Source organism: Mycobacterium sp. JS623, assembly GCF_000328565.1.
GTDB lineage: Bacteria > Actinomycetota > Actinomycetes > Mycobacteriales > Mycobacteriaceae > Mycobacterium.
In genome coordinates this window covers 337,971-363,828 of record NC_019957.1, presented here as the reverse complement: position 1 = coordinate 363,828, position 25,858 = coordinate 337,971, and the positions used below count along the sequence as shown (strand labels likewise).

The window sequence follows — 25,858 nt, the reverse complement described above, 5'->3', positions numbered from 1 at the left end:
AGCGACGGAACGGTTTCGGGCATGAACACCGGATGTATCGATGAGGCCACGCAGTCGGGGCTCTCGAGGTGGCCGCGCTCACGGCCTTGCGGCGCAGGAGACTTCCGCCATAGCTGGCCCAACATGCCAGCCACAATCGCAGAGTGCGTTCATCGGTGACCCAGCCCACGATCGATGAGTTGCTCGACCGCGCTGTGCAGGCGATCAACAGAGGCGATCGGGCGACTGCCGACGCTCTGGCCGGGCAGGTGCTGGCGGTCGACCGCAGCAACGCTGACGCAGAAGAACTGCTTGCCAGCCCCGGAGACACCGGGGAGATCCGTCGCCTGACGATTCTGTTCGCCGACCTGGTTGATTCCACCGCGCTGTCCACCCGCATCGAACCCGAGCTCTATCGCACCGTTCTCGGTAGATACCACCACCACGCTCATGAGGTCGTCGACCGTTACGAGGGACACATCGGCTCCACGCATGGTGACGGGCTGCTGGCGGTGTTTGGTCACCCGAAAGCCCACGAGAACGACGTGCACCGCGCGGTGCGGGCCGGACTCGACATCGTGCGTCAGGTCAGCAGGCTCAGCGAGCAGGTGCAGAAAGGGTTCGGGGTCGACATCAGCGTGCGGGTCGGTATTCATCGGGGACTGGTCTACCTCGACACCGCCGTCGATGACGTCTTCGGTTTCGGGGCCAACCTCGCCGCCCGAATATGCGACCTCGCTGAGCCAGGGACAGTCGTCATCTCCGAGACCGTTGAACGGCTCGTGCGGGATGCGTTCGAACTCGAAGCGCTGCCACCGAAATCCGTGAAGGGCGTGGAAGGTTTGGTCGCCCACTACCGCGTGGCCTCTGAACGCGACGCCGCGACCAGCACGCGCGGATTCTGGGTCGGCCGGGAGCGTGAGCTCGCCTCCCTTCGGAAAAGCTGGGCAGAGGCGACGGCCGGCACGCTGGCGACGCCGGGAATCGCGTTTCAGGGCGAGGGCGGGATCGGCAAGACTCGCCTCGCCAATGTCGCCGTCGACATGGCCGAACAAGCCGGCGCTGTCGTGCTGGGTCTGTTCGGATCACCATTTCACAGCGATGTCGGTTTGCGCCCGGTACGGCGGATGCTGGAAGTGCGGTGCGGGTTCAAGCGCAAATCGGATGCGGCGGACCGCATTCGCCGGCTGGAGGCCGAGGTCCGGAAGCGCTCGTTGGACCCGGCCGCGATCGTCCCGCTATTGGCGCCCGTCCTTGGCATCGATCCGGAGAGCGGCTATGAACCCGTTCGCGCCGGCGGCGGAAAGCTGTACGAACAGATCGCAGAGGGCATTCACGAATATCTGTTGGCGTGCCTGGGAACAGGACCCGGGCTGGTGCTGGCCGAAGACATGCACTGGTTCGATGAGGACACCATCGAGGTAGTGCGGGCGCTACTTCGTGAGGACAGCGGCCGGCTGCTCGTGGTCATCACCGGGCGCCAGCTTCCGGCACTGCCCGGCAATACCGAGGTGTTCGACTTGGAGCCTCTCAGCGACGCCGAAGCCGACAAACTGATCCTGGCACTGGATCCGGGGATGCCACCGGACGCGCGACAGGCGGTGCGAGACCGCTGCGACGGCATCCCACTGTTTATCGAGGAAGTTGTGGCCAAGCTCAAGGAGCACTCCTCCGATGCCGCCGAGTCCACTCTAGTACCCGACACTCTCTATGAAGCGTTGTTCGCCCGCCTGCGGTCGAGCACGGATGCGCTCTTCGTAGTCGAGGCGGCCGCGCTCATCGGCAGCCGTTTCGATCGACGCCTGCTGTCATCCGTGGTCGAGCTGAGCAAGCACCAGGTCGACGATGTGCTCCAGGAGCTCGGGCGTGGCCGGGTGCTCCAGCCGGTCGGCAAAGACAGCTGGCGCTTCCACCACGAGCTTCTGCGCGAGGTGGCCGCAGAGCTGTCGCCGCCGAGTCTTCGGCGCAGACTGCACAGTCGAATCGCAGATGCGCTCGTCGCGACGGCGGCCGACGGGGCCCCGGAATGGCCGCTGGTAGCGCACCACTACCAGCAAGCCGCGCGGTTCGACGAGGCAGCATCGGCCTACCAGAAAGCCTCTGCCAACGCCCGGCAGCGCGGCGCGCTCGGCGAGGCCCGCGCCCACCTCACCCGTGCACTGGAGAACATCGAGCGGCTCGCGGCTAATCAGGCGCGCGATCGGCGCGAGGTTGCCGTTCGCCTGGAGCGCGGGTTCCTCACCTCGGCGGCAGCGGGCCACGCAAGTACGGAGGCAGCCGCCGAGTTCGAACGGTGCCTGCAGCTCATCGGAGACGAGCCGACTCCGGAGATGTTCGCGACTTTCAGCGCCCTGTGGAGCTACTACGGCGCGGTTGGCGACCTCCACCGAGCGACACAGTTGGTGGAGGCGCTCAGGATGACGCTTGAGGACATGCCGGAGTGGTACCGGGTGGCCAACGACGCGTCGCGCGGCGCGCTGGCAGTGTTCCGCGGCCAGTACCACACGGCCCGGGCCACGCTGGAGGCAGCCGCGGCCGAACTCGATCACATCGGGTCGCCGGAAATCGAAGGGGCGTGGTTCGCGCCCAATGACCCGTTGGCGGCGATGTATAGCTTTGTCGCGCTTACGCGATTCATGCAGGGCGACCTGGCGGGCGTAGAGACCGCCTTCGCGCAGATGGACCGCCGGTGCGAAAAGCTGCCCTTCCCGCATGGCGCGTTCACCCTGTGCTATGGGCGGGCGATAGAAACAGGGATACGCAGCGAAGCCGGCCAATTTGATCGCGCCGCCGAACTGACCGAAGAGGTCGCCCGCCTTGGTGAGCAGAACGGCTTCGACGAATGGGTCGGGATCGCAACGTGCAACAAGGCCTCGTTGGCAGCGCGCGCCGCGCTCGTTGCGGGTACAGCCGAACCAGCTGCATTGCAGGAGCATATCGGCAACCTGACCGCGGTCGTCGAGGCGTGGCGCGCGATCGGCAGGAAGGCGTTTCTCGGGTCGTACGACGCCGCCTTGGCGCGGGTGCTCAACGCCGCCGGCATGAAGGACGCGGCGCGCGAACGCGTAGAGCTCGCGCTCCAGATGGCAGATGAAACCGGCTTTCGCATGTACGACGCGGACTTGCTGCGTATCAGGGCTCTAACGTATGACGACCCGCAAGCCCGGCACGCGGGCCTGCGGTCCGCCATTGAGCTAGCGCAAACCCAAGGCGTCCATGTATTCGAATTACGCGCCGCCGCAGATGATTTCGAGCTACTCGGTGAGCCCGCGCGGGCGGCGCTGGTCGACGCGCTGAGCCGATTTCCAGAGGACCAAACTTGGCCTGAGCTCGCGCGCGCGCGAGCGCTGCTCGGGTGAGGCGGCCCCGCGGACGGGTGGCCATCCTCGGCGGAGGCATGGCCGGCCTGAGCGCCGCATGGCGGCTGTCAGAACCCGGCTGGCGCGATCGTATCGAGTCGATCACCGTGTATCAGCGCGGATGGCGATTGGGCGGCAAGGCTGCCTCCAGCCGCGGGCAACACGGACGGATCGAGGAGCACGGCCTGCACGTCTGGCTGGGTTCCTACGAGAACGCCTTCGCGCTTCTTCGTGAGTGCTACGCCGAACTCGACCGTGCCACAACGGATCCCGCCGCACCCATCCGCAGCTGGGATCAGGCGCTGATTCCGGCGGACAACCTCGGTATGGCGGATCGGTCAGGCGATGACTGGCTGGTGTGGACGGGACGCTTCGCCCGCAACGACGAGCTGCCCGGTGAGCCGCACGCGACAGGCCGGGAACTGACCGTGATCGGATTCCTACGACGGGCCTTGCAGCTGATACTGGACTTCTCCGACTCGCTGATCGAGACGGCCGCTGGTCCCCTCGTCTTGTCTACCTCCCCTGACGCCACGTCGACACGCTGGCTTGAAGTGATCCAGCGCGGAGTGCTCGCCACGCTGGCGGAATTGGCCAATCCCCTTCCGCCCGAGGCGATTCGGGCCGGACTGCTCGGGGGGCCCCTCGACGCTGTGCGCCAAGCGATCGAATACGAGCGCCGACCCGACCAGAAACGATTCTGGCTGCTGATATCGCTTCTTACCGCAACGGTGCGTGGATTGATCGCCGACAGCTTGGTCACCGACCCTCGAGGTTTCCGAGCCATCAACGATGAGGACTACGGCGCGTGGATTCTGCGTCACGGCGCCCACCCCGATGTGCTGGACTTTCCGCTGGTGCGTGGCCTGTACGACATGGTGTTCGGCTACGAGGACGGTGACTACGAGCGCCCTGCGTTCGCTGCGGGGTTGGCCGTATTGCTCACCGGCATCGCACTTTTCCAGTACAAGGGTGCCTTCTTCTGGAAGATGACCGCCGGAATGGGCGACGTCGTGATCGCACCGCTTTATCAGGCGCTGCGAAGGCGCGGTGTCCAGTTCGAATTCTTCCATCGCGTTGACGCGTTGCATCTGGACGACCGCCGCCAGGTCATCGACGCGATCACAATCGGTCGGCAGGTGGGGCTTGCCGACGGTGTCGACCACTACGAACCGCTCACCAGGATCGGCGGCCTTCCGATATTCCCGAATACCCCGCTGGCCGACCAAATCGACGCAAAAGCCGGATTCGATGACCTGGAATCATATTTCGGTCAGCGCGAGGATGCCGAGACGAGGCTGCTGCGACGAGGTATCGACTTCGATCACGTCGTGCTGGCCGTATCGCTCGGCATGGTCGAGCTGGTGGCGCCGGAAATCATCGCCGACAGTCCGGAATGGCGCGAGATGACGACGCATGTGCGCACCGTTGCCACCCAGGCATTCCAACTGTGGCTGCAGCCCGACGAGTCGGCGCTGGGGTGGGCCAGCCCGGGCGTCACCACCAGCGGCTATGTTGCGCCCTTCGATACCTGGGCGTCGATGCCGCAGACGTTGTGGGCCGAGGAGTGGCCCGAACACTTTCGCCCACGAACTGTCGCGTACTTCTGTGGCGCCCTGGACGCGGAGTGGCCGACCACCGACGACCACGCCGACTATGTCGGCCAGTGCCGGCGGCGTGTGCTTACCCAGGCTGTCGGTTACCTCGACCGGCATGTGGGGCTGTACCTACCGGGCGCGATGACCGAACAAGGGTTCGGGTGGCACCTGCTGTGCGGGGCAAACGGCCACCGGGGCATCTCCGCGTTGAACACCCAGCACGTCAGCGTCAACATCGATCCCTCAGATCGGTACGTGCAGTCAGTTCCCGGCTCGGATAAGTATCGTCTGCGGTCGGATGAAAGTGGTTATGACAACCTCGTTTTGGCGGGCGATTGGACCGATTCCGGCATCAATGCCGGATGCATCGAGGCCGCTGTGATGTCGGGCTTGCAGGCAGCCAACGCGCTGCTCGGACGCGGCCGGTACCACCGGATCCGCGGCTTCTACATGCCCTGACCCCCAAGGCTGTCAGTTCAGGCGGGCGGTGTTGATCGTCACTCCGGCGGCGGGTAGCCGCGCCAACAGCACATCGCCCATCGCCGCAGCCGGCGTCAGCACACCCAACCTGTCGGGCAATCGATCCCGTTGGCAGGCAAGGGCAATCGCGCTCTCACCCACCATGGCCGCTGTGGCCGCATAGCCGGGGTCGCCCTGCTGAGTCATCGTGGCCACATACCGCGCCCCGCGCGTCGTCGTGGTGTAGGTCTCGACCTTGTAGTAGCCCCGCGAACCTTTGTTGTAGCCGGTGTCCGACGGCGGCATGATTCTCTTGAGCAGCTCAGGAGGGAGCAACCCCAAGTACCCGCCGCCGAATCGGGCGGCGCTGACGAGGCCCACGTTGCCCCACGCCGCGAAGGCGGGCGCGGCGAAGGACGAACCCATGCTCAACGTCTCGGTGTAGCGCAACCGGCGACCATAAGCCCAGTTGAGCAGCGCGTTGGTTCGCCGCACACACCGAGTGTTGTAAAGCGCCATCAGATACCCGCACATCCACAATCCCGTGAGCTCGGGCGCAATGTCTGTCCCCCTGCGCAACGGCAGATCCTGCTGAGGCCCGAGTTCGGGCTCGGCACTGCGGTCAGGACTGAGGCTGTACGGATCCTCGAGCAACCGCCGCATCGTGGGATCGCCCCAGCCGATTTGCATCAGTTCGACCATCGTGCCCACCGTGCCGCCACTGAAGCCGCCCGAGTACCCACGCAAAACGAAGGTGGTCTCGCCCAATTCGCCTGCGTCGTCGTCAAGGATGCGGCGGTGTAGGGCATAGACATTCAAATCCGAAGGAATCGAATCGAATCCGCAGGAGTGCACGATGCGGACACCGTTGTCGGCGGCCTGCTTGTGGTGCCCGTCGATGCTCTGGCGGACGAACGGAACCTCGCCCGTCAAATCCACATAGTCGGTCCCAGATGCAGCGCAGGCCGCCACGACCGGCAAACCACGTCTGCTGTAGGGCCCCACCGCACTGATCACCACCCGGGCTTGGTCCGCCATCGCCTCCAGCGCTGCCGGTTGTGACAGATCGGCCACGATCAGCGGCCAGCTCTGTGCGGCGGCGCCGAGCGAGTGCCGGACGGCGCGCAGCCGGTCAGCAGACCGGCCGGCCAACCCGACGCGGATATCCGGCCGTGCTTTGGCGAGGTACTCAGCGGTCAGCCTGCCGACGAAACCGGTGGCCCCATAGATCACGATGTCGAGGTCACGCCGCCCGTCGCGCATGGCAATCGACGCTAGCGTGCGCTACGCCTCCCTCGCACGCCGTTCGCGACATGCTGGAGGCTGCCGCAGTTGCCGGTGTCGCAGAAGATGCGGGATCGGTTGCGCGACAAGCCCAGTACGGCGGCATCACAATCGGGAGCCGCGCAGATCGTCAGCCGCCGCAGCTCCCGGCCGGATCAAGTCGGCCAGCGCCGTCGCCATATTTGCTCGCGGATGACGACCGCGGCGGTGAGGTGCAGCAATCGTACGACCGCCACTGCGAGGGTCAGCCGCATGTGCAGGCGTGGTAACCCTCGGCGTCGGCTGTGGTCGAACCGTCTTGGCTGGTGTGGCGTTCGACCACTGCCCGGTTCTGATTTACCTCACCCTGACTCGGCGACTGGCCGGTTTAGCGCCAGTCCGGCTGGCACGAACGCCGCAACGGGTTTGGGGCCCAGAGCACCGAATTGCAATTTGATCGCGGCTTGTTTAGTGCATCGTCGTGGGGAAGAGCATGAGTTCAGCGATCAGCGCGGCGCCACACACCAGCGCTACCACCGACAGAGCCACCCAGTCGCGGGTTTGAGGCCGCGACGGCATTGCCGAGATTTGGCCGGTGCCGCCCCGGGCGGTGATCGCGTCACCCATCTCGTCGGCGCGTCGCAGCGCTACCGTGATCGCGGCGGCCAGTACGTCGGTGATGTTTACTCCCCAGACGCGGATACGTGCCCGCCAGGTAGCCGGCGGGGGTGGTTTGGGCCGCAGCCGCCGAGCGGCGTAGAGGATCCGGAACTCCTCGAGAAGCATCGGGAACGCGCGCATCGCCAACGCAGTGGCCACCGCCCACTCGTCAATGGGAATGCGCATTAACCGTAGGGGACGACCCAGGACGGCAAGCGCTGGCGCGACATCGGCGACGTTAGTGGTCCACGAAACCATGCCGGCGAGTCCGAGCATAACGCCGGTGAGCGATGCGAACCGCAATACGTCCAACAGGCCGCCGAGCCCGACAGTGAACGGGCCGACGTCGACGAAGGGGCTGCCGCCGGCCAGCGCCGACATCGCTGCGGCCAGCACGGCGGTGATCCACAACCAGCGCGGTACCGACGGCAGCACGCCCCGCGGAATGTGCGCCAGTCGCGCGGCGACGATCAACAATGCGGCGGTCAGTGCGATCGGTGCCCATCCCGGATAGCTAGCCAGCAGTGCTGAAACCGCCAATGCGGTGATGAGTTTGGTGCCCGCCCAGAGGTCGTGGATCGGGGAGAGTCCCGGTACCGCGCGCAGCACGACAAGGGGCCGGTTCTGCCGCGGTTCGTCGTCCGTCATGAGTTGCCCCTACCGGCCAGGGTCGCGTAGTCCACTGTGCCGGCATGTAGATGTAACACCCGTGGGCACAGATCGCCCAATCCGGAGAAATCATGGGAGATGACGACTACCGTCAGCCCGGCGCGTCGCAGCCCGTGCAGCATCTGCACCAAAGAGCGCTGGCCAGCGGCGTCGAGTCCGGCCAGGGGTTCGTCGAGTACAAGAGCGCGCGGTGCGCGAGAAAGCAGTCCTGCCAGCACCACCCGACGCATCTGCCCGCCGCTGAGTTGGTCCACTCGCCGCTGCGCCAATTCGGGGTCCAACCCGACGCCGGCGAGCGCCGAGGTCACTCTATCGGCGTCTTCAGGTGAGAATCCCGCGGCCGACGCGACCTCGTGATCAACTCTGCCGCGCATGAGCTGTAGACGTGCAGCCTGAAACGAGATTGCCACCGCGCCAACTTGATTCGACACCGGCCTGCCGTCGAGCAGACAAGCGCCCTCGGTCGGTATGGTCAGCCCGGCCATGATCCATGCCAGCGTCGACTTCCCCGATCCGTTGCCACCGTGGATCAGCACACCGTCGCCCTCCTCTATCTTGAGATCGACTTTGCGCAACGCCGTTGCGGCCCAAGGGGTGCCACGGCCGTATTCATGGCCGACGCCGTCGATTTCGAGCAGCGGACCGGTCTCGGTGTGACCGATCGGGCCGTTGGCGATTGGCGGGGCAACCGTGTCAATCATGTCCGCCTCATGTGTCGGTTCTCGCCCTGTGAGCGCGATCATGCGGTCCGCGGTCTCGGCCTCGGCGTTGTAGTGGGTGATGTGCACCAATGCCATCCGCCGCCGGCCGGCGAGGTTGGAGAACACCGACAGCACGTCGTCTCGTCCCCGCTGGTCAATCATCGACGTCACTTCATCGGCGATGAGCAGTGATGGTTCGCGCGCCAACGCGGCCGCGACAGCCAGCCGTTGGAGTTCCCCGCCGGACAGGCCGCCGGTGTCGCGGTCGGCAAATCCCTCCAAACCGACTTCGGCGAGCAAGCGGCCCACCTCAGTGCGGTGTCCGGCGGGCAACCCCCACACCACGTCATCCGCGACTCGACTGCCCAGCACCTGACTCTCCGGATGCTGCAAGATCACCGCAGTTCCCCCGAATTGGCCGAGCCCGATTGCCCCGGGGCGTTCGATCGTGCCCGTGGCGGGATCGCGGCCCGCCAGGACCAGCATCAGCGTGGTTTTGCCCGAGCCGTTCGCGCCGGTGACGGCGACGTGCTCACCGGGACTGACACGTTCGGTCAGGGGACCAACAGCATCAAAGTCCATTCCCGGGTAGCGGAATGTCACCTCGCGCAGCACTACCGGTACGGGTGCGATCGGTGCGGACTCCGAGGGGACATCCAACTTGTGTGTGTCGGGGATCTCCCCCAGCCGACGTAACACCCGCGACAGCGCCCACCACCCGACGACCGTAGTACCGACCACACCCGTAGCCGTCGCGCCGCCGACGATCCACGGCCAGAAGTGAAGGCACGTCTCGAAAGTTCGCTTGATCCAGTTGGCGGCGCCGTGCAAGCCGGGGACGTGGCCCATCACCGCCGAGATACCGTCGACGTTGGCGCGCATCGATGCGAACGCCAGCTCGCGCAGCCTCGACAGCACCATCAGCGTCGCCACCGATGCGACACCGGCCAGCATGCCCGCCACCAGCGACACAACTAACACGGTCGTCAGCCCCCGCCCCCGGCGCTTGACGACACCGGTGATGCCACCGATGTAGGCGCAGCTCAAGACCGTGCTCAATCCACCGTTTCCTGCCGCCACGAACGCGATCACGCTTCCTGCCACTGTGCCGCCAACGAAGGCGCGGAAGCGGTAGCGGTACGCGAGCAACCCCATCGGGACGGTCCCCAGCACGGATAGTCCAGCGATCACAGGAACTAACGCGGACAGGATCGAAGTGGCTGCACATAGTGCAGCCATCACGGCGGCCTGGGCCATTTCCACGGGCCGCAATGGTCCACGGGACGCCGTTGGGGCTTGCGGCTTCCCCGACTCCGCTCTCTCATTTCGCGTGCACAGCACCATCGAGGCACGATAGGCGGTACGGCTGAAGAGAGGCTGAGGAGCACGTTGACACTAGCGCTGGCAGCCGAATGAACTACCCCACGCCTGCCCGCAATGGAACTACGAAACCAGCTCCTCGGCGGCCTGCTGCACCTGCCCGCCGCGCAGGCGGAGCCGATACTCGAGCTCGTCCCCGACAGCGCCGCCCGGCAGCCTGACAAGCGATGAGCCTACGAACTGATCGGTCACCTCGTGGCCGAGGCCCGCGGCTCCGACCCGGTGCTGGTGCGGCCACCGCACGGCACCGGCCGCCAGCGGGGCGCACAACGGAATCTGTTCCGCCCGTTGGCGTGCACCACAGCTAGGCCTGCGTGGCCCGACGTTCGCGATAAGCCGCCACATGCAGGCGGTTACCACAATTGCCGGTGTCACAGAAGATGCGGGACCGATTGCGCGACAGATCCATCACCACCGCGGTGCAGTGCGGCGCGGCACAGGTCTTCAGTCGCCGTAGCTCCCCGATTCGGATCAAGTCGGCCAACGCCATGGCCATCTCGGCGCCCATCCGTTGGGCCAGCGGGTCGTTCTGCGAGGCCAGATGCAGATGCCATTCGGGCATCTCGGGGTGGCGGGTGAGCCACGGTGAGGCGTTGGTGTCGGCCAATAGCGCGTTGACCCGCTCAACCGCGCGCTGCTCGTCGCCGGCCGATTCCCAGATCAACCCCAGCCGCCACCGCAGCGCGTGCACCGCCGCGAGCTCGGCGTCGTCGTGGTCACGGCGCCCGGTCCAGCCGAAGTAGTTCAGATAGTCGTCGAGCGCGGCCTGGTCGCCGAGGCGCTCACCGTCGTCGCGGTCGGTGTTGACCAGCATCGCCGCAGCTCGCAGGGTCAGCTCCGTGTCATGACTAAAAAGCATTTGACGCCTGACCCCTCTGCTCGCTAGCGTCGTCAGTACCAAAGATTATTTTACTCATGACGTCGACGGAGGGGTGCTGATGAACGCGAACAACACCTTCCGTGTCGGGCTGGCCTTCGCGTTCGCCTCCGCCGTCACCTTCGGCACCTCGGGGCCGTTCGCCAAGGTCCTGATGGAGGCAGGCTGGACACCGCTCGCGGCGGCCGCGGCACGGATGGCCGGCGGTGCGCTGGTGATGGCGGTGTTCGCCAGCATCGTGCGCCCGACCTGGTGGCGCGAGGCCCTCGCGCACGGCAGAACGGTCCTGTTCTACGGGGTCATCCCGATCGCCGGCGCACAACTGGCCTACTACAACGCCGTGGCCAACCTGTCCGTCGGCGTCGCCCTGCTGCTGGAATACCTGGCGCCGGTGCTGGTCGTCGGATGGGTGTGGGCCACGACGCGCCGCAGGCCGGCCACGCTGACCCTGCTCGGCGCCGCCCTCGCTCTGGCCGGGACGTTTGTCGTGCTCGACGTGTTCTCCGGGGCCCACATCAGCGGCGTCGGAGTCGCCTGGGCACTTGCCGCGGCCGTCTGCGCGGCCTGCTACTTCGTGCTCTCGGCCCGGGCATCGACCGACGAAGACGGGCTACACCCGCTGACCCTGGCCGCAGGCGGCCTGGTCGTCGGCGCAGCCGCCGTCGGCGTGCTCGGGGTCAGCGGCATCCTCCCGATGACCTGCACCACCACCGACACCGTCATCGCGGGCCACACCACGTCGTTCTGGGTTCCGGTGGTCGTGCTGGGCGTCGTGAGCACCGCGATGGCCTACGCGCTGGGCATCATCGGGGTGGCGCGGCTGCGGCCCAGCTACGCCTCGCTGATCGGCCTGGGTGAAGTGTTGGCAGCGGTGCTGTGGGCCTGGCTGCTGTTGGGTGAGGCGATCACCCCGACGCAAGCGGTCGGCGGCGCCGTGGTGCTGGCCGGCCTGGCGCTGGCCGGCCGCAGCACCGATCACCGCCTTGCCGAGTGGCCGGATCTGGCTGCACCGACCGACGCGAAGGAAGCCGAACCGATCGGCTGACCCGCACCGTCACCGATGGGGCGGCCCCAGATACGGGAAGACGTCGAGGGTGTCGGTGTGCGGGCTCAGCCCCGACGGCGGGCATTCGCCCTTGGTCAAAAACGCCAGCCGGTAGTCGATGACGTCGTCGGTGAACACGCGCCCGTTCGGGTACTTCGCCGGCTTGGACGGGTCGAAGGCCAGCATGTCGGGCAGCGTGCCCTCGGTGTCGATCGCCTCGATGGCTTCCTCGCGTGAATACCCGCCGGTGTGGCCCAGCTGATGGATGAACATGTCGATCCACCGCTCCCGGTCGTGCACCGGCTCGCTAGCGTTGTACTCCTCTTTGGTGTCGTCGGTGTTGAAAAAGCTGCTGACCGACGGGTGCCCTGCCCGATCGACGTGAAGCAGCTTGCCGTTTTCGCGCACGCTGCACCGGCCCCAGATCCGGATGTCGGGGTCGGCGCCCAGGAAGCTGGTCGGCATCTCGATAGCGGTGGAGAAGACGTTGGCCTGCGTGTTGGAATCCACACCGGTCCAAGGGGATTCGCCGGGCAGCGTCAAATCGGTGAAGTTGCGTTTGCCCGACGTGTCGAAGAGTTGCTTGACGCCGTCGAAGTCGAAGAAGAACGCGTCACTGCGGGCGCCCGCGAAGAACGTGAAGTCACCCGAGGTGGCGATGTAGGGCTCGTCGCCGACGAAGGAAACCGGGACGTTGGTAAAGATCCGTTCGCCGACGGCCTCGGCCTCCTCGGCTTCGTCGTTGGCCGCCAGGTACACATCGACGGTCTGCTTGCCGTCCTTCGGCTCGGAGAACACATAGCTGAATGCGATGTCGTTCAACAGATCTCCGTCGTTGTCGATCGCCACCCGGTAGATCGCTTCGGGGTGCAGCGCGTCGGCCAGCGGGTTGGCGTTGAGGATGATCACGGTCCGGCCCGGGTCGGCCGGAGAGACGAACGCGTAGAGGTCGCACAAGTCGAGTCGCTGATCACCCAGGGGTGGTCCGAGGGACAGGCCGGTGAAGTGGTTGGACATGCGCGATCGGCCCTCTCGATTGGTGTGGCGGCGGCACCCGGACGCTACATGGGCATCGATGCGCCGTCGCATCGAACAGGCGAAATTGAACGCAAAAGTCAGCGCCGTGGGCTGCCCGAATCGGTGGCTTCCCACGAGTATTGGACGCCCGGTCCGTACGGTAGCGCGCCGGGTATAGCATCCAGTGCTATAGTCGGGTATGAGCGATCGGAGTGACATACTCCGGACGGTGATGCACGAGACCGACACCACCCAATCAGAACTTTCTCGGCTCAGCGGTGTACACCAGCCGAGCATCAGCCAGTTCCTCGCCGACAAGGTCGACCTCAGCGACGAGCAGCTCGACCGGCTGCTGTCGTGCATGGGCTACCGACTCGAAATCACCCGCCAGCCTGTCACTCCTCACCTGACACGTTCCGAACGCCGCTCATGGAACCTGCACCGCGAGCTGGCCAGACAGCTGACCCGTTCCACCCTCACACAGTGGCAACCCACCATCGAACAGAACCTGCGTGGGCTACGGTCCGGCGTAACTGGTCAACCTCACATGAGAAACCTCGACCGCTGGGAATCGCTCGTGAAACACAGCGACCTACCTGGCCTTCATCGCGCTCTCACCGGTCTGGGTCGCGACTGCATAGAGATGCGCGAAGTCTCCCCGATGGGGGGACTGCTCCCCGATGAGGAGCGCATCCGCCTTCTGCGCACGGCTCACTGATGCGCCGCGACCAACTCGAGCACGCCATCCGGGCGGCATGCCAAATCGCCGGCATCAACGAAGTGATCATTGTCGGCTCTCAAGCGATCCTCGGCACATACACGGAGGATGAGCTGCCTTTCTACGCCACTCGGTCCGCCGAAGTCGACGTGATACCCATCGCCGACGATGCCTGCGAAATCGCTCGTCTCGCAGACGAAATCGAAGGGGTTGCAGGCGAGCTGTCCTCGTTTGCGCAGCTGCACGGCTTCGCTATCGACGGTGTGGATCTGAACACTTCAGCGTTACCCCACGGCTGGCACGATCGGCTGTTCAAGGTCCAGAACGAAAACACGGCCGCCCCATCGGGACAACCTCAGTTCATCGGATGGTGCCTCGACAAGGAAGACCTGTGCGTGGCGAAACTGTGTGCCCTTCGAGAGAAAGACCAGAACTTCGTCGACGCATTGATCACCGCCAAATCTTGTTGACCCGCAGGTGATCACTGTCCGCCTCGCGTCACTACCCGAACGGTATCGAGAAGCCACTGACAGAGCAGCCGCCTGGCTCGCTCACGCATAAAAAGCGCTGATTAACGCTCGGCCACGGCGCGCTCACTGCCCCAGCTCGGCGCAGCTACCGCCCCTCGGCGGCCGCCGCCGTCCGTCCGCCTCCATGCCTCCCGCAGCTCATCGAGATACACCACGAATTCATCGAAGTCGATGAGCTCGACCATCTGCCCGGGCTGTCCACGGGGAATCAGCCTGGCCTCTGAAGTGTTGCGGGGCAACAGTTCTGCGGCCTCCAGCGCATTGCCGAACTGACGGCCGGTGGTTTTGTCGTCGAGACCCGCGGCGTAGGACTGGTGGCTGCGGGTTGTCTTACCGGCCCACAGCGCGGCGGACTCCATCACGTCGCGTTCGTGGGAGCCGTACATCACCAGCGACGCCGGAGTCACGTCGCGGATCGCCTTGCCCTGCAGCGGACCGTAGACGGCGTCCAGTTGCGAACCCGCTTGCGCGGCAAAGCAGATCGAGCAGCCAAGCCCGCGGGACTCAGCCAGATACTGCGGCAGCCGCGGAATCGGCGTATTGGTGATCTCATCGAGAAACAGCCCGATGCGGGTGAACTCCTCCCACTGCGCCACCGTTGTGCGCTGCCGGTTGATCAGCGCATCCATCAACACGATCGCCTGCGCGGCGACCGTGCCGTCGGCCGGCGTCAACAGATACAGCGTGGCCGCCGGGTCATCGAAGAACGACAAGTCCAGCGCAGGATGGGACCGGTCCCGGCGCGCGGTCAGCAGCCAGGCGGTCAGCACCTTGGTCACCGTCATCTTCACCGAGTCCCGCTGCTTGGGCTCCATGTCCAGCACCGAGCGCACCCGCGCCTGCAACAGATGGTCTTGGCTCCACGCCGCCGCCTGCGCCCACCCGGGAGCAGTGCTGATCTGATACCCGCCGGCAGCGGCGGGACTGTCGACGTTCTCCGATGCCTCCAGCGTCCACTCCATCCCCAACCCGGTGGCCTGCGGGCTGGCCGCATACAGCAGACATGTCAACGGGGCTAGCGCCAGCTGATCCCACGGGCCGGTGTCCCCGCCGGTGCGAAACGCTGTGCCCGACAAGGCGACAGCAGAGGTGGACAGCAGACTCTGCGCGGTAGCGCTGGCATCGTCGAGAGTCGTGATCAACGCAGTCGGGTCGAAGCGTTGGGCGACAAAGTCTTTCGGATAATACGGGGCGCTGATCGGCCGCAGATCCAGCAGCGCAGCCGGACCCGCCCGCCGCGAGGCCACCATCTGCATCAGGTCGTCCTTGCTCGAGGACACCAGCGCCGGACCCGGCCACAGCACCGCCGCCTGCGACAACCACTTACGGGTCTTCCCGGTGCCCGGCGGCGCGTAGCCGCCAATATGGGGAGCCGATTCCAGCGGCACACGACGCCCCGCACCATCGCGGGTCCAGCCGGCGAACGCGGTGACCGGCGCCCGATACCGTTCGGCCAGAGCGCCATTCGCAGCCATGAGTCAACCGTAATGGCTCCTCAACCACGTGGCCGACACTAATTCAGCGCCGCTAGCTGCGCTGCTGCGGCGGGTGTTCCGGGCAAAACCCGTGCGGCTCAGCATCATCGAGCAGCAGCCAGCGCGCAGCGTCCACGGCGTCGGCAGGCTTGGTGCCGCAGACCTCACACCGCACGTACGCGCCCGCCTTGGACCACGCCAGGAAGCGCCGCAGATTCTCGCCCAACACGACCGACGTACGCACCTGCTCGCCGGTGTACATCCAGCCCGCGCCGTCCACCCAGGTCCGTGGCACCAGCTGCGCAATGACCGGTCCGGGCAGTCCGCATGCGACCGAGACATCCTTGATCGTGTAGTCCGCGCGGTCATCGGCGCGGCCGGTCACCGGGTCATCCATACTCGCTGGGCCCTGCGCATCCACACCGCCGCTGCTCACAGGCTCAAGATTAAAGCCTGCTGTCCAAGTCGCTGTGCACCTGTGAGTTGTCAACCCGCAGAGGTAACGGCATAGGGCCCAACAGGCAATGTGACTATCTTTGCCCCATCAACGACTCCGTCGGGGTACCAAACCGGGCAAGGGCACTGATCAGCTGGCCAGTGCCCGCATCACGGGGTTCACGATGGTGTCGGCGTCCTCCGCGGCATTCTCGGTGACCCGGGTAGCTGGAGTACGTGCCAGGCGTACGGCGCCGACTACGAAACCTCGGCCGCGGCGCGTTTCACCCCGGATCGTGCAAACCCACCTGTCCCGCGTCCACACCACTCGGCGGCATCGCCTGCACACACCTGGCGCCAAAGCTCAGGCTCGTCCCCGCGGCGGCCAACTGCATCCGTGTACACGCCGAATGGTGCGGATGGCGGCTACTTTCGGCGGCGGCGCAGACTGGCAGCGGCCGCGTCCACAGTGTCTGTGATGGTTTGGACTAACGGGCTGTCCAAACTTCCAGCACTGCCCGAACAGCGGCACGTCGAGGAGCTCGTCGAGGATTCGGACCAACGATCCTTCGCCCAGATGCGGTGCAGCGAGGCTGTCGGGGAACATGTCCCAACCTAAACCGGCGCGCACCGCGGCGCCGAATCCCGCAGCTGCCGGTACGAAATGTGCTGCGGCCGGGCGGTGTGCTGGCAAAACACGTTGCGCACCAATTCATCCTGGCGCACATCGTCGCGATTGCAGGCCGAGCAGGCGCAGCTGCGGCGGCAGTGCCGCCCGAAGTGATCGTCTATTCATCAGCGGTGACCACTAATCGATGGGAATCGCCGGGCTCTTATCGAGATCTGACCGACGTCAAATTCATTGGCGCCAAGTCGAAGACAGGCAGTACCGGGTCGTCGCGCGGACCTGACAAATCAGAATCCCTCGGCTGCACTTTGACCTAGGCATCCGAGCGGTGATCCCGAATGGCAAGAACGTCAACCACCAGTGCCGTTAGGTCGTCGTGGCCGCCGCCGTCGATCGCAGACGCGATCAGATTCTCGGCGGCGAGGTGCGGATCGGTGGTTGTCCGCAACACGTCTGCGATGAGGCCGTCGTCGAGCTCCCGCGTCAGACCGTCCGAACAGACGAGGATCCGGTCACCGGCTCGCATCGCCAGCACCGATATATCGGCCGGGTGCTCAGTCGCACCGAGTAGTGCACGGGTGAGCAGGTTGCGGCCAGGATGCGATGCGGCCGCGGACGGTGTGATCGCGCCGGCGTCGATCAATTCCTGAACGACGGTGTGGTCGATGGTGAGCTGCCGGAAGGCGTCTGAGTCCAACCGGTAGGTGCGTGAATCGCCGATGTTCACCACTATCCATGACGGAACGCCGTCGACGCGGGTGGCGATGACGCCACTGAGAGTGGATCCCGGGGGCCGTCCGCTGTCGACGGCGATGCGGTCAATCCGCTCCCTTGCATCGCTGAGGCAAGCCGTGAGCATCGCGACGGTCACCGGCACCCGGCCAACCAGTGGCAGGAGTGCCTGGATTACTTCGCGGCTGGCCACATCGCCGCCGCAGTGACCACCCATTCCGTCGGCCACGACGAACACCGGCGGTTCCGCGCGATAGGCGTCCTGGTTGCGTTCATGACGATGAACATGCACTGCACCCGCGTGGCTGGCCGCACCCCACTCGATCGCCGCGACATTCATCAACTCGCAATTTGGAATGCTCCGCACGGTCACGTGGTGTGCACCGATATGGATCGAGGAGCCCGCCGGGGCCGGAATACGCAGTCCTGGCGCGACGGCGGCCCGGTGGCCGTTCATCTCGATCACCGAGCCATTGGTGGAGGATCGGTCTCGGATCCACAAGCCCGATTCGCCGGTGCCGAACTCGAGGTGCGTCCTCGACACCGAGAGGGTGTCGTCGGCGAGGGTGATGAGATGTTCGAGTCGATCGCCGGTGGCGGGGGCGGGGTGGCGCCCGATCAAGCCCGCACCACGAACGCCGACCGCTGACCGTCATCGAACTCAAGCCAAATGCACGGCCGGTGCCGCGGCGCCATGACCGTAGGCGTGGCCGCCATGTCGATCGTGACCTCATCGTTTCGCTTCCGCATGGTCGGCCCCTTCGTACAGTTTCAGCCGTGTTCGGCTGCTGGCCTCAGCGTGCTCCGACCCGCTGACGCGACGCTGTGCCCGGCTGAGGATGCTCTCAGCTAGCGGGGATGACGGGGACTGTGAACGTTCTCAGGCTCGTTCAGCAACGACACAAGCCGCGGTTGCCATGTTGGATCCGACAGCCAAATTGGCTGCCACAGAAAGGATCGACAATGCTGAACCGAAAGAGCAGGGTCGTGGCGGCGGTGACGTCGGCACTTGCAGGCGCGGCGATCGGAGGAGGAATCGCGGTCGCCAACGCGGCACCGGCACCGCCGCCGCCGGCCCCGCCGACAGTGGTGGACGCTCCCGAACCGGGTGACAGCCCGGACGTTACGGGTGCCGCCGACACGGACAACCTCCAGGACGGCGACCAGAACGGCCCCGAGGTGCCCGACACTCCGGCTCCGCCTGCACCGCCGCCACGTTGACGCTCGGCGAACGCCTGGTGCCACGGCGGCGGACCCACGAAATCGTCGGGTCCGCCGCCGCGCGGCCACCCGGGAACCAGACTGGCAGGGCAGATCGGTGAAAGGCGGTTTTGGGTATGCGGGTTTTGCTCGTGGAAGACGAAGAGGCGCTGGCCGAAACGCTGGCTGCCGGATTGCGGGCGGACGGATTCGCCGTCGACATCGCCCGCGACGGCGTTCAGGCGTTGACCCGAATACGGAGCACCGAATACGACGCGATGGTCCTGGACATCATGTTGCCGGGGCCGTCCGGGTATGAGGTGGTGCGCAGACTTCGCAACGAAGGGGTCTGGGTTCCGATTCTGATGCTCACCGCCAAGGATGGCGAATACGACGAAGCCGACGCTCTTGATCTCGGCGCCGATGACTATCTGACCAAACCGTTTTCCTATGTTGTATTGCTGGCGCACCTGCGGGCGGTGATCCGCCGCGGGGCTCCCGAACGTCCGGCGCAGCTGGTGGCGGGCGACTTGATCCTCGACCCTGGAGCCCGCACCTGTCGTCGGGCCGCCACCGAAATCGACCTCACGCCAAGGGAGTTCGCGGTACTGGAGTATCTGATGCGTCACCGTGACCAAGTGGTGTCCAAGACCCAGATCATGGCCAACGTGTGGGACGCTTTCTACGACGGTGACCCCAATGTCGTCGAGGTGTATGTCGGCTATCTGCGCCGCAAGATCGATGCGCCCTTTGACCGGCGCAGCATTGAGACGGTCCGCGGGGCCGGATATCGGCTTCGCGACGACGTGGCACGACGTGTCTCTACGTGACTGCTGAAGCTGACCGGCCGCGCCCGACACCGCCGTGGTGGCGGCGGATATCACTGCGGGCCCGGCTAACTGCTGCCTCCACGCTGGTCATCGCGGTTGGGATGGCCGCCGCCGCAACGCTACTGGTGTGGCGGGTGGACAGCGTGCTGGCAGCCAATCTGGACGCGACCCTGACGCGGCAGGTCCGCGATGTGGCCGCCGACGTAGCCAAGGGGGTCGCCAATCCGAGGGTGGCGCGCTCCGCGGGAGAGTCGACCGTACTGCAGGTGGTCGACGGGGCCGGCACCGTGATCAGCAGTTCGGGAGACATTGACGGCGAACCCCGGTTGTTCTTCACCCTGCCTGCGGCGAGCGGCCCTACGCTCGACACGGTCACTCCTGCGGCATTGGATGGACCGTACCGGGTGGCCGCGCTCGCGGTCACCTCGCCCACTGGTCCGGTAACCGTGTACGTGGGTTCGCCGACGACCCCCCTGGCGGACAGCACAGCCGAACTGGGCGCTGCGTTGATCATCGGCGTGCCGACGATGGTGGCACTACTTGCACTGGTCGGCTGGTTGCTGGTCGGCAGGGCACTGCGGCCTGTCGACGTGATACGTCGCCAGGCGGCCGCCATCCCTGGGACAGATTTGCAGCAACGCCTCGACGTCCCCGCCTCAGACGATGAGCTGGGGCGGCTTGCCCAGACTTTCAATGACCTGTTGGAACGGATCGCGACCGCCGCAGATCGCCAACGCCGCTTCGTCGCCGACGCCGCCCACGAACTGCGCACTCCGCTAGCGACGCTGCGCGCCCGGCTGGAAATCGACCTCCGCCACCCACCCGAAGGAGAAAGCGACACCAAGACCACCGCTGCGAGACAACTGTCCTTGCAACAGGTCACGCGGCTCACCGCGCTGGTAGACGATCTGCTTCAACTGGCGCGCCTAGATGCTGATCCCCGCCTGCACCGCCGTCCCATCGACCTCGACGATCTGGTGTGGGAAACCGTGCGAGAAGCCCGCGAAGCGAGCGCGCCACAAATCGACACCACCGGCATCTCCCCGGTGCGCGTGCTCGGCGACCCGGTCGCCCTACACCGGATGGTGCGCAACCTCATCCGCAACGCCGTCCGACACGCCGACCAGACCGTGACCGTCCGCCTCGTCCGCCACACCCCAGCCGCGGATAGCCGCCCCTCCGCCAGTGAGGATGGAGCAGCGATGCTGACCATCGCCGATGACGGGCCGGGCATTCCGTTAGCAGACAGAGAACGAGTCTTCGAGCGCTTCGTCCGCCTCGACGAGGGACGGGCCCGCGACGCCGGGGGCACCGGTCTGGGCCTGGCGATCGTGGCCGACATCGTCGCCGCGCACGGCGGCCATGTGCGGATCGAGGACAACCACCCCGGGGCCAAGATCTCGGTGGAGTTACCGGCTCTGCCGTAATACACCGACCACCGATTGCCTCCGCAGCCCGACGACTGATTGCTTACTTAAGTTGTCGACGCGGGCTTTCAACAACGCACGAACTGACCTGGGTTGTGCGGGTTGTCTCACGTCATGTATCTGACTTTTGTCTCAGATTCGTGCCACCTTCTTCAGGACGACCCCAGCAAACGCCGATTGCCGCCCACGGCGCCGGCTGTTTTCGCGACGGTGACTGAGCCGAAGATTCCGTCACACCGGCAGTCGAATCTCTGGGGTTGCCGCGGCACGTTGCTGCATGGAGCCCGGGGCCTCCTGTCACGGCGTAAGTGAACCGACGCGAACCGTGCATAACGCGGAGTTCACATCCAAACGAACTTGCGTAACAGTCGGCTGGTTTAGTCTTCCTACGACTCACACCGTATGAGGCGTGTCTAGGGTTCCGCAGAATTCGTTGGACTTATCCGAGAGACGCAGGCGGTCGCCAATGATGTTCGACCGCTCCACGGCGGGACAAAAGCCCGGGGTGTCCCGTGGAGGGTGTCCTGCCTATGATCGGCGGTTCGTTCCTATCCGCGCTCGAGTGGGCACACCCGTGCTAGAGATACAGCGTCCGGATGTGTCCGAGCAGCGCATGCCAAATACCAAGGGCAGCAGGCAAACACGCAATGCACGATGAGTACATGCGGCTCGCACTGGCGCTCGCTGAGAAGGCGACGCGTGACGGTGAGCCGCCCTTCGGCGCCCTGGTGGTGGGCCCGGACGGAGATGTCGTAGCGGACAGCACCGATCGGGTCGTCGCGGAAGCCGACATGACCCGCCATGCGGAGGTGAACGTGGTGCGGATTGCTTCCCGCGCGATGGGACCGGATCTCACCGGTTGCACCCTCTACACGACTGTCGAGCCCTGTCCGATGTGTTTCACGTCGGCGTGGCTGGCCAGGGTGTCGCGGGTGGTGTTCGGTTGCACGATGGATGCCGTCCATTCAGTCACCCTGGGACAGCAGCGCGAGGTGCGAATTCCCGCCAGCGAGGTCAACGCACGTTCCGGTGAACCCATCGAGCTGCTGGGTGGCGTGCTGGCAGAGGCCTGTCTAAAACTATTCGAAGAACGCGACGCTGACCGTTGACCTGGACGCCACCCAACTTGCCGAACCGGTACGCACCGCCGCATACTCCGCGCTCGTCATCGACTTTCAGCGCGACTTCTGCGGAAGCGGGTGCATCCGGACGGCTTCCGAGTCGGAGTCGCGGGCCGGCCTCGGGTTCCCGGGTCACGCCAGAGGACGGCGAGTGTCCGATCGGCCCAGTCCTCGGAGAGCCCGGCACTGGTGAGGTACTGACCATAGAGGGCTCCGCACAGCATGCTGGTCGCGGCGTCGACGTCGAGGTGGGGTTCATGACGGTTGGGTTCAGGTGTGGCGTGCTGCTTCTTGGACCAGTTGTACGCGTGAAGTCAACGCGAGTTTGGTGTAGACGTGGGTGAGGTGGGTCTGCACGGTTCGCGGTGAGACGAACAGCCGCGCGCCGATGTCTTTGTTGGACAGGCCGTCGCTGACGAGTCGAACGACGTCAAGTTCGGTGGGCGTCAGCGATTCCCACCCGCGGGCCGGGCGCCCGCGAACGCCGCGACCGCGCTGCGTGTAGCCGATAGCCTCGCTTGTAGATAGCACGTTTCCTTCCGACCACGCGGCCTCAAAGGCTTTCTGTCCCAAGGCGTCTCGTGTTGTTGTCAGCGCTGTGTCGTGGGCGGCTTGGAAAACCTTGAATCGCTGGTTGCCATTACGCTGCCCGATGTTGTCGGCAGCACCGATGAGCCTGGCGGCATACTCGGGGCTGGTGTCGGCAGCTAGGGATGCCAGGCATTCCAGGGCATCCGGGAGGTATAGGTATCCGCCGGTGCGCTCGGCGATCGCGATGGCGTCGTGCAGGTCGGTTTCGGCTCGCCCCGGCTCGCTTTGGGCGATGGCGACTCGGGCGCGCGCGGTCAGCGCCACCATCCGGTGATGGCCGGAGGCGACCGTGACGGTGTCGTCGGCCCAGCGGCGGGCGGCGATCAGATCGCCGCAGCCCAGGGCGGCTTCGGCCATTGGCACGAGGCTTCTGGTGAACACCTCCTTCAACGGATAGGTGTGCTGCCAGGCCTTCTCGCATGCCTCCTTTGCGGCCACGGCATCGCCATCGGCCAAAGCCGAATTGGCCAGCGCGACATAGGCGGTGTCCTCGTGGAAACCGCCCAGCGCGGCTCCAATCTCTAGGGCAAGTTCGGCCGCGGCGCGCGCCGCAGTGGCGTCGCCGCTGAACGCGAGCGCTTGCGCCAGGGTAATCAGACCGAATACTTCCATCGGGCGGTCGGCGGTGGCCCGCGCCTCCCCGATCAGTAAACGGGGGACCAGGGCGCCCTCGATCAGCCTGCCTTGCTGTGCCAGCGCTGTCCCAAGGAACGTTCGGCTGTAGCGGGACGTGAAGCTGTCGCCGAGCGCATCGGCGAGGTCTCTACCTTCCTCGCCGGCCGCCTGCGCGGCGAGAGGCTCACCGGCGACACCGCCGACGAAGCATTGGTAGGCGCGCAGTTGAGAAAGGGCGGCAAGATCTCCGGTTGTACGGGCCAGATCCACCGCCTCGGCAAGATACGGGCCTGCCAACTCGGGGTTGAAAATTGCCAGCATGCCGCAGGTCGTCAGGCTATGCGCGACCAGTGCCCGGTCGTCGAGTTGGCGCGCCGCGGCCAGGGCTTCCTGCGCGCGTTGCAGGCTGAACGGCACTGAGAACCAGACCGCCAACAGCCCGGCGTCGGCGACAGCGCGCACCCACACCTCGGGCGCGACGTCGGCGTCCCGATATCGCTCGTCGCTGAAGACGGCGTCGAACCCGGCCACGCCCTCGCGGAACCGTCCGCGCGTGAGCCACAGCCGCTGCAACGCCGACACCAGCTGCAAAGCCGGCCCGAACTGCCCGACGTCGCAACTCCAGGCATGCGCTGCCCGCAGGTTGGCCATTTCGAGCTCGGCCCACGGAACCAACGGCGCCCCGTCGCCGCGTGCCTGTGCTGCCAGCGTGGCCGCGGCGGTCGTGTAGTGGTCGCGGTGGCGGGTGCGCACCGCTTCGGCTTCGCCGGACTCCGTGAGCTTTTCGAGACCGTACTGACGGACCGTCTCCAGCAGCCGGTATCGCATCGTGGCGTCGGCTTCTTCAGCGACGACCAGCGATTTATCGACGAGCAGTCCGAGCAGATCGATCAGCTGATAATGCTCGACGTCGGCGTCGGCTCCCACGGCGTGGGCGGCGTCGATGTTGAATTCACCCATGAACAGCGCCAGGCGGCGGAACAGGATGCGTTCGGGCTCAGTGAGCATGGCGTGTGACCAGTCGATGGACGCGCGCAGCGTCTGCTGGCGGCGAACCGCGCTGCGTGAGCTGCCGGCGAGTAGGCGGAAACTATGGTGCAGGCCGTCGACGATCTGGGTCAGCGACAGTGTGCGGGTTCGCGCGGCGGCCAGCTCGATCGCCAGCGGCATGCCATCCAGACGCCGACAAATCTCGGCGATCACCGACGAATTGTCTTCGGTGAGGCAGAAATCGGGCCTTGTGCGGCGGGCGCGGTCAACAAACAACTCGATCGCTTCGCTGTCCACCGACAGCGACGGCACCCGCCAGGTCAGCTCGCCGGCGATGCCGATCGGCTCGCGGCTGGTCGCCAGCACAGTCACATCCGGGCCCGCATCAAGCAGAACCATCACCAGATCCGCGGTGGCGTCCAAGAGGTGCTCGCAGTTGTCGAGAACCAGCAGCATCATGCGGTCCCGGACAAACCTCGACACCATCTCCATGGTGGAGCGGCCGGGTTGGTCGGCAAGACCCAACGTCCGCGCAAGCACGACGGGCGCCAGTAGCGGATTGGCGACCGGAGCAAGGTCGACAAACCAGACCCCGCCGGCGAATTCGTCGGCCACCTGGTCGGCGACCTGGACTGCCAACCGGGTCTTGCCCACGCCGCCCGCGCCGGTCAGCGTCACCAGCCTGTTCTCTTTGACGGTCTGTGCGATGTCGCTGATCTGTGAATTGCGGCCGACGAAGCTGGTCAACTGGACTGGAAGATGGGAATTGGCAACGTCATTGGCGGTGCGCAGCGGCGGGAAGTCGTTGGGCAGGTCGCGATGGTTGAGTTGGATCACTCGCTCCGGGCGAGGCAGGTCACGCAACGCGTGAACGCCCAAGTCGGACAACCAGGCATCGGCCGATAGCCGGTCAACGACCAATTGTTCGGTTGCGCCCGACAGCACCGTCTGTCCGCCGTGGGCTAGGTCGCGCAGCCGCGCGGTCCGGTTGATGGTGGGCCCGGCATAGTTGCCGGCGTCACGCAACTGCACTTCCCCGGTGTGCAGCGCAATCCGGATGCGGATCGGCGGGCGCACGGTCAACTGCAGCTGCAGTGCGCAGGCGACGGCGTCGCTGGCGCGGGCGAACGCAATGACGAAGCTGTCACCTTCGCCCTGCTCGACCGGCCGCACCCCGTCATGGGTACTGACCAGGTCGTCGACGGTGTGATTGAGCAGGTCGAGGGCGGCTGTCATGTCCTCGGGTTGGGTCTCCCACAACCGTGTCGAGCCCTCGACGTCGGCCAACAGCAGCGTCACCGTTCCGGTGGGCAAAAGCGCGCTCATGGCCAACTCGCTCCAGTCCACCAGCGGCATATCCGCGCGGCGATCGATCTCGCTCATGCTAGCCAGCATGCGGCCACCACGAACGGCAAACATCAGCGCAAACGCGCAGATTAGCGCCGCTCGCACGCGTATTGATGCGCCCTGGCCACACGTGTGGCGACCAGCCTCAGCGTCTAACCACACCGGCGTAGACCGCCACACGCGGCGCGATCTACGACCCCTCGGCGGGCGGA

The 25,858-nt window shown here is 65.8% G+C and carries 20 protein-coding genes and 1 pseudogene; 9 read left to right on the top strand and 12 right to left on the bottom strand.

What is annotated here, in order from left to right; translation table 11 throughout:
• Nucleotides 1-143 precede the first annotated feature (143 nt).
• Both MYCSM_RS32920 and MYCSM_RS32915 read left to right on the top strand, forming a co-directional pair.
• The gene (locus MYCSM_RS32920) at nucleotides 144-3,338 is read left to right on the top strand and encodes an ATP-binding protein (protein WP_232425880.1); all 3,195 of its coding nucleotides are present in this window, start codon (nucleotides 144-146) and stop codon (nucleotides 3,336-3,338) included.
• Nucleotides 3,335-5,395, top strand: a complete 2,061-nt coding sequence (locus MYCSM_RS32915; RefSeq protein ID WP_015297845.1) for an FAD-dependent oxidoreductase — start codon at nucleotides 3,335-3,337, stop codon at nucleotides 5,393-5,395. The genes MYCSM_RS32920 and MYCSM_RS32915 overlap by 4 nt, the downstream gene beginning before the upstream one ends.
• Nucleotides 5,396-5,407: 12 nt before the next feature.
• Here the strand turns inward: MYCSM_RS32915 and MYCSM_RS32910 are convergent, their stop codons facing one another.
• The 6 genes and pseudogenes from MYCSM_RS32910 to MYCSM_RS32885 form a co-directional block, all read right to left on the bottom strand.
• Complete coding sequence (locus MYCSM_RS32910) at nucleotides 5,408-6,658, bottom strand: saccharopine dehydrogenase family protein (RefSeq protein ID WP_015297844.1); 1,251 nt, start codon at nucleotides 6,656-6,658, stop codon at nucleotides 5,408-5,410.
• Between the two features lie 11 nt (nucleotides 6,659-6,669).
• A pseudogene (locus MYCSM_RS36510) lies at nucleotides 6,670-6,850 on the bottom strand (CGNR zinc finger domain-containing protein); the annotation flags it as partial.
• 276 nt (nucleotides 6,851-7,126) lie between these two features.
• On the bottom strand, nucleotides 7,127-7,966 hold the full coding sequence (locus MYCSM_RS32900) for an energy-coupling factor transporter transmembrane component T family protein (RefSeq protein ID WP_015297843.1): 840 nt from the start codon (nucleotides 7,964-7,966) through the stop codon (nucleotides 7,127-7,129).
• On the bottom strand, nucleotides 7,963-9,945 hold the full coding sequence (locus MYCSM_RS32895; protein WP_232425887.1) for an ABC transporter ATP-binding protein: 1,983 nt from the start codon (nucleotides 9,943-9,945) through the stop codon (nucleotides 7,963-7,965). The genes MYCSM_RS32900 and MYCSM_RS32895 overlap by 4 nt, the downstream gene beginning before the upstream one ends.
• Before the next feature lie 186 nt (nucleotides 9,946-10,131).
• Nucleotides 10,132-10,338 (bottom strand): hypothetical protein, encoded by a 207-nt coding sequence (locus MYCSM_RS36505; protein WP_157681576.1) that lies wholly within the window; start codon nucleotides 10,336-10,338, stop codon nucleotides 10,132-10,134.
• Nucleotides 10,339-10,372: 34 nt separating this feature from the next.
• Nucleotides 10,373-10,927: a CGNR zinc finger domain-containing protein gene (locus tag MYCSM_RS32885; protein ID WP_015297840.1), complete on the bottom strand. Its 555-nt coding sequence runs from the start codon at nucleotides 10,925-10,927 to the stop codon at nucleotides 10,373-10,375.
• Between the two features lie 79 nt (nucleotides 10,928-11,006).
• Here MYCSM_RS32885 and MYCSM_RS32880 point away from each other — a divergent pair, with 79 nt between their 5' ends.
• Nucleotides 11,007-11,990, top strand: a complete 984-nt coding sequence (locus tag MYCSM_RS32880; RefSeq protein ID WP_015297839.1) for an EamA family transporter — start codon at nucleotides 11,007-11,009, stop codon at nucleotides 11,988-11,990.
• Nucleotides 11,991-11,999: 9 nt separating this feature from the next.
• Here MYCSM_RS32880 and MYCSM_RS32875 read toward each other — a convergent pair whose 3' ends face one another.
• Nucleotides 12,000-13,007 (bottom strand): DUF4331 family protein, encoded by a 1,008-nt coding sequence (locus MYCSM_RS32875; protein WP_015297838.1) that lies wholly within the window; start codon nucleotides 13,005-13,007, stop codon nucleotides 12,000-12,002.
• Between the two features lie 232 nt (nucleotides 13,008-13,239).
• Here MYCSM_RS32875 and MYCSM_RS32870 point away from each other — a divergent pair, with 232 nt between their 5' ends.
• The gene (locus MYCSM_RS32870; RefSeq protein ID WP_015297837.1) at nucleotides 13,240-13,725 is read left to right on the top strand and encodes a helix-turn-helix domain-containing protein; all 486 of its coding nucleotides are present in this window, start codon (nucleotides 13,240-13,242) and stop codon (nucleotides 13,723-13,725) included.
• On the top strand, nucleotides 13,725-14,195 hold the full coding sequence (locus MYCSM_RS32865) for a DUF6036 family nucleotidyltransferase (RefSeq protein WP_232425879.1): 471 nt from the start codon (nucleotides 13,725-13,727) through the stop codon (nucleotides 14,193-14,195). Before MYCSM_RS32870 ends, MYCSM_RS32865 begins: the two co-directional genes overlap by 1 nt.
• A gap of 101 nt (nucleotides 14,196-14,296) precedes the next feature.
• Here MYCSM_RS32865 and MYCSM_RS32860 read toward each other — a convergent pair whose 3' ends face one another.
• The 4 genes from MYCSM_RS32860 to MYCSM_RS38805 all read right to left on the bottom strand — a co-directional run bounded on the left by MYCSM_RS32860 (nucleotide 14,297) and on the right by MYCSM_RS38805 (nucleotide 18,275).
• On the bottom strand, nucleotides 14,297-15,730 hold the full coding sequence (locus MYCSM_RS32860) for a type IV secretory system conjugative DNA transfer family protein (protein WP_015297836.1): 1,434 nt from the start codon (nucleotides 15,728-15,730) through the stop codon (nucleotides 14,297-14,299).
• Nucleotides 15,731-15,782: 52 nt separating this feature from the next.
• Nucleotides 15,783-16,166, bottom strand: a complete 384-nt coding sequence (locus MYCSM_RS37950; RefSeq protein WP_198345139.1) for a hypothetical protein — start codon at nucleotides 16,164-16,166, stop codon at nucleotides 15,783-15,785.
• Between the two features lie 940 nt (nucleotides 16,167-17,106).
• The gene (locus MYCSM_RS32845; protein WP_015297834.1) at nucleotides 17,107-18,147 is read right to left on the bottom strand and encodes a protein phosphatase 2C domain-containing protein; all 1,041 of its coding nucleotides are present in this window, start codon (nucleotides 18,145-18,147) and stop codon (nucleotides 17,107-17,109) included.
• Nucleotides 18,144-18,275: a hypothetical protein gene (locus MYCSM_RS38805; RefSeq protein ID WP_015297833.1), complete on the bottom strand. Its 132-nt coding sequence runs from the start codon at nucleotides 18,273-18,275 to the stop codon at nucleotides 18,144-18,146. Before MYCSM_RS38805 ends, MYCSM_RS32845 begins: the two co-directional genes overlap by 4 nt.
• 213 nt (nucleotides 18,276-18,488) lie before the next feature.
• On the opposite strand from MYCSM_RS38805, the gene MYCSM_RS32840 reads away from it, so the two are divergent.
• The 4 genes from MYCSM_RS32840 to MYCSM_RS32825 all read left to right on the top strand — a co-directional run bounded on the left by MYCSM_RS32840 (nucleotide 18,489) and on the right by MYCSM_RS32825 (nucleotide 22,091).
• On the top strand, nucleotides 18,489-18,746 hold the full coding sequence (locus MYCSM_RS32840) for a hypothetical protein (RefSeq protein WP_015297832.1): 258 nt from the start codon (nucleotides 18,489-18,491) through the stop codon (nucleotides 18,744-18,746).
• Between the two features lie 116 nt (nucleotides 18,747-18,862).
• A complete protein-coding gene (locus tag MYCSM_RS32835) occupies nucleotides 18,863-19,555 on the top strand; it encodes a response regulator transcription factor (protein WP_015297831.1) in 693 nt (230 codons plus the stop codon).
• A complete protein-coding gene (locus MYCSM_RS32830) occupies nucleotides 19,552-20,982 on the top strand; it encodes a sensor histidine kinase (protein WP_157681574.1) in 1,431 nt (476 codons plus the stop codon). Before MYCSM_RS32835 ends, MYCSM_RS32830 begins: the two co-directional genes overlap by 4 nt.
• Before the next feature lie 662 nt (nucleotides 20,983-21,644).
• Nucleotides 21,645-22,091: a nucleoside deaminase gene (locus tag MYCSM_RS32825; RefSeq protein ID WP_232425878.1), complete on the top strand. Its 447-nt coding sequence runs from the start codon at nucleotides 21,645-21,647 to the stop codon at nucleotides 22,089-22,091.
• Nucleotides 22,092-22,373: 282 nt separating this feature from the next.
• On the opposite strand, the gene MYCSM_RS32820 is transcribed toward MYCSM_RS32825, so the two are convergent.
• Nucleotides 22,374-25,694: a helix-turn-helix transcriptional regulator gene (locus MYCSM_RS32820; RefSeq protein ID WP_015297828.1), complete on the bottom strand. Its 3,321-nt coding sequence runs from the start codon at nucleotides 25,692-25,694 to the stop codon at nucleotides 22,374-22,376.
• Nucleotides 25,695-25,858: the final 164 nt, after the last annotated feature.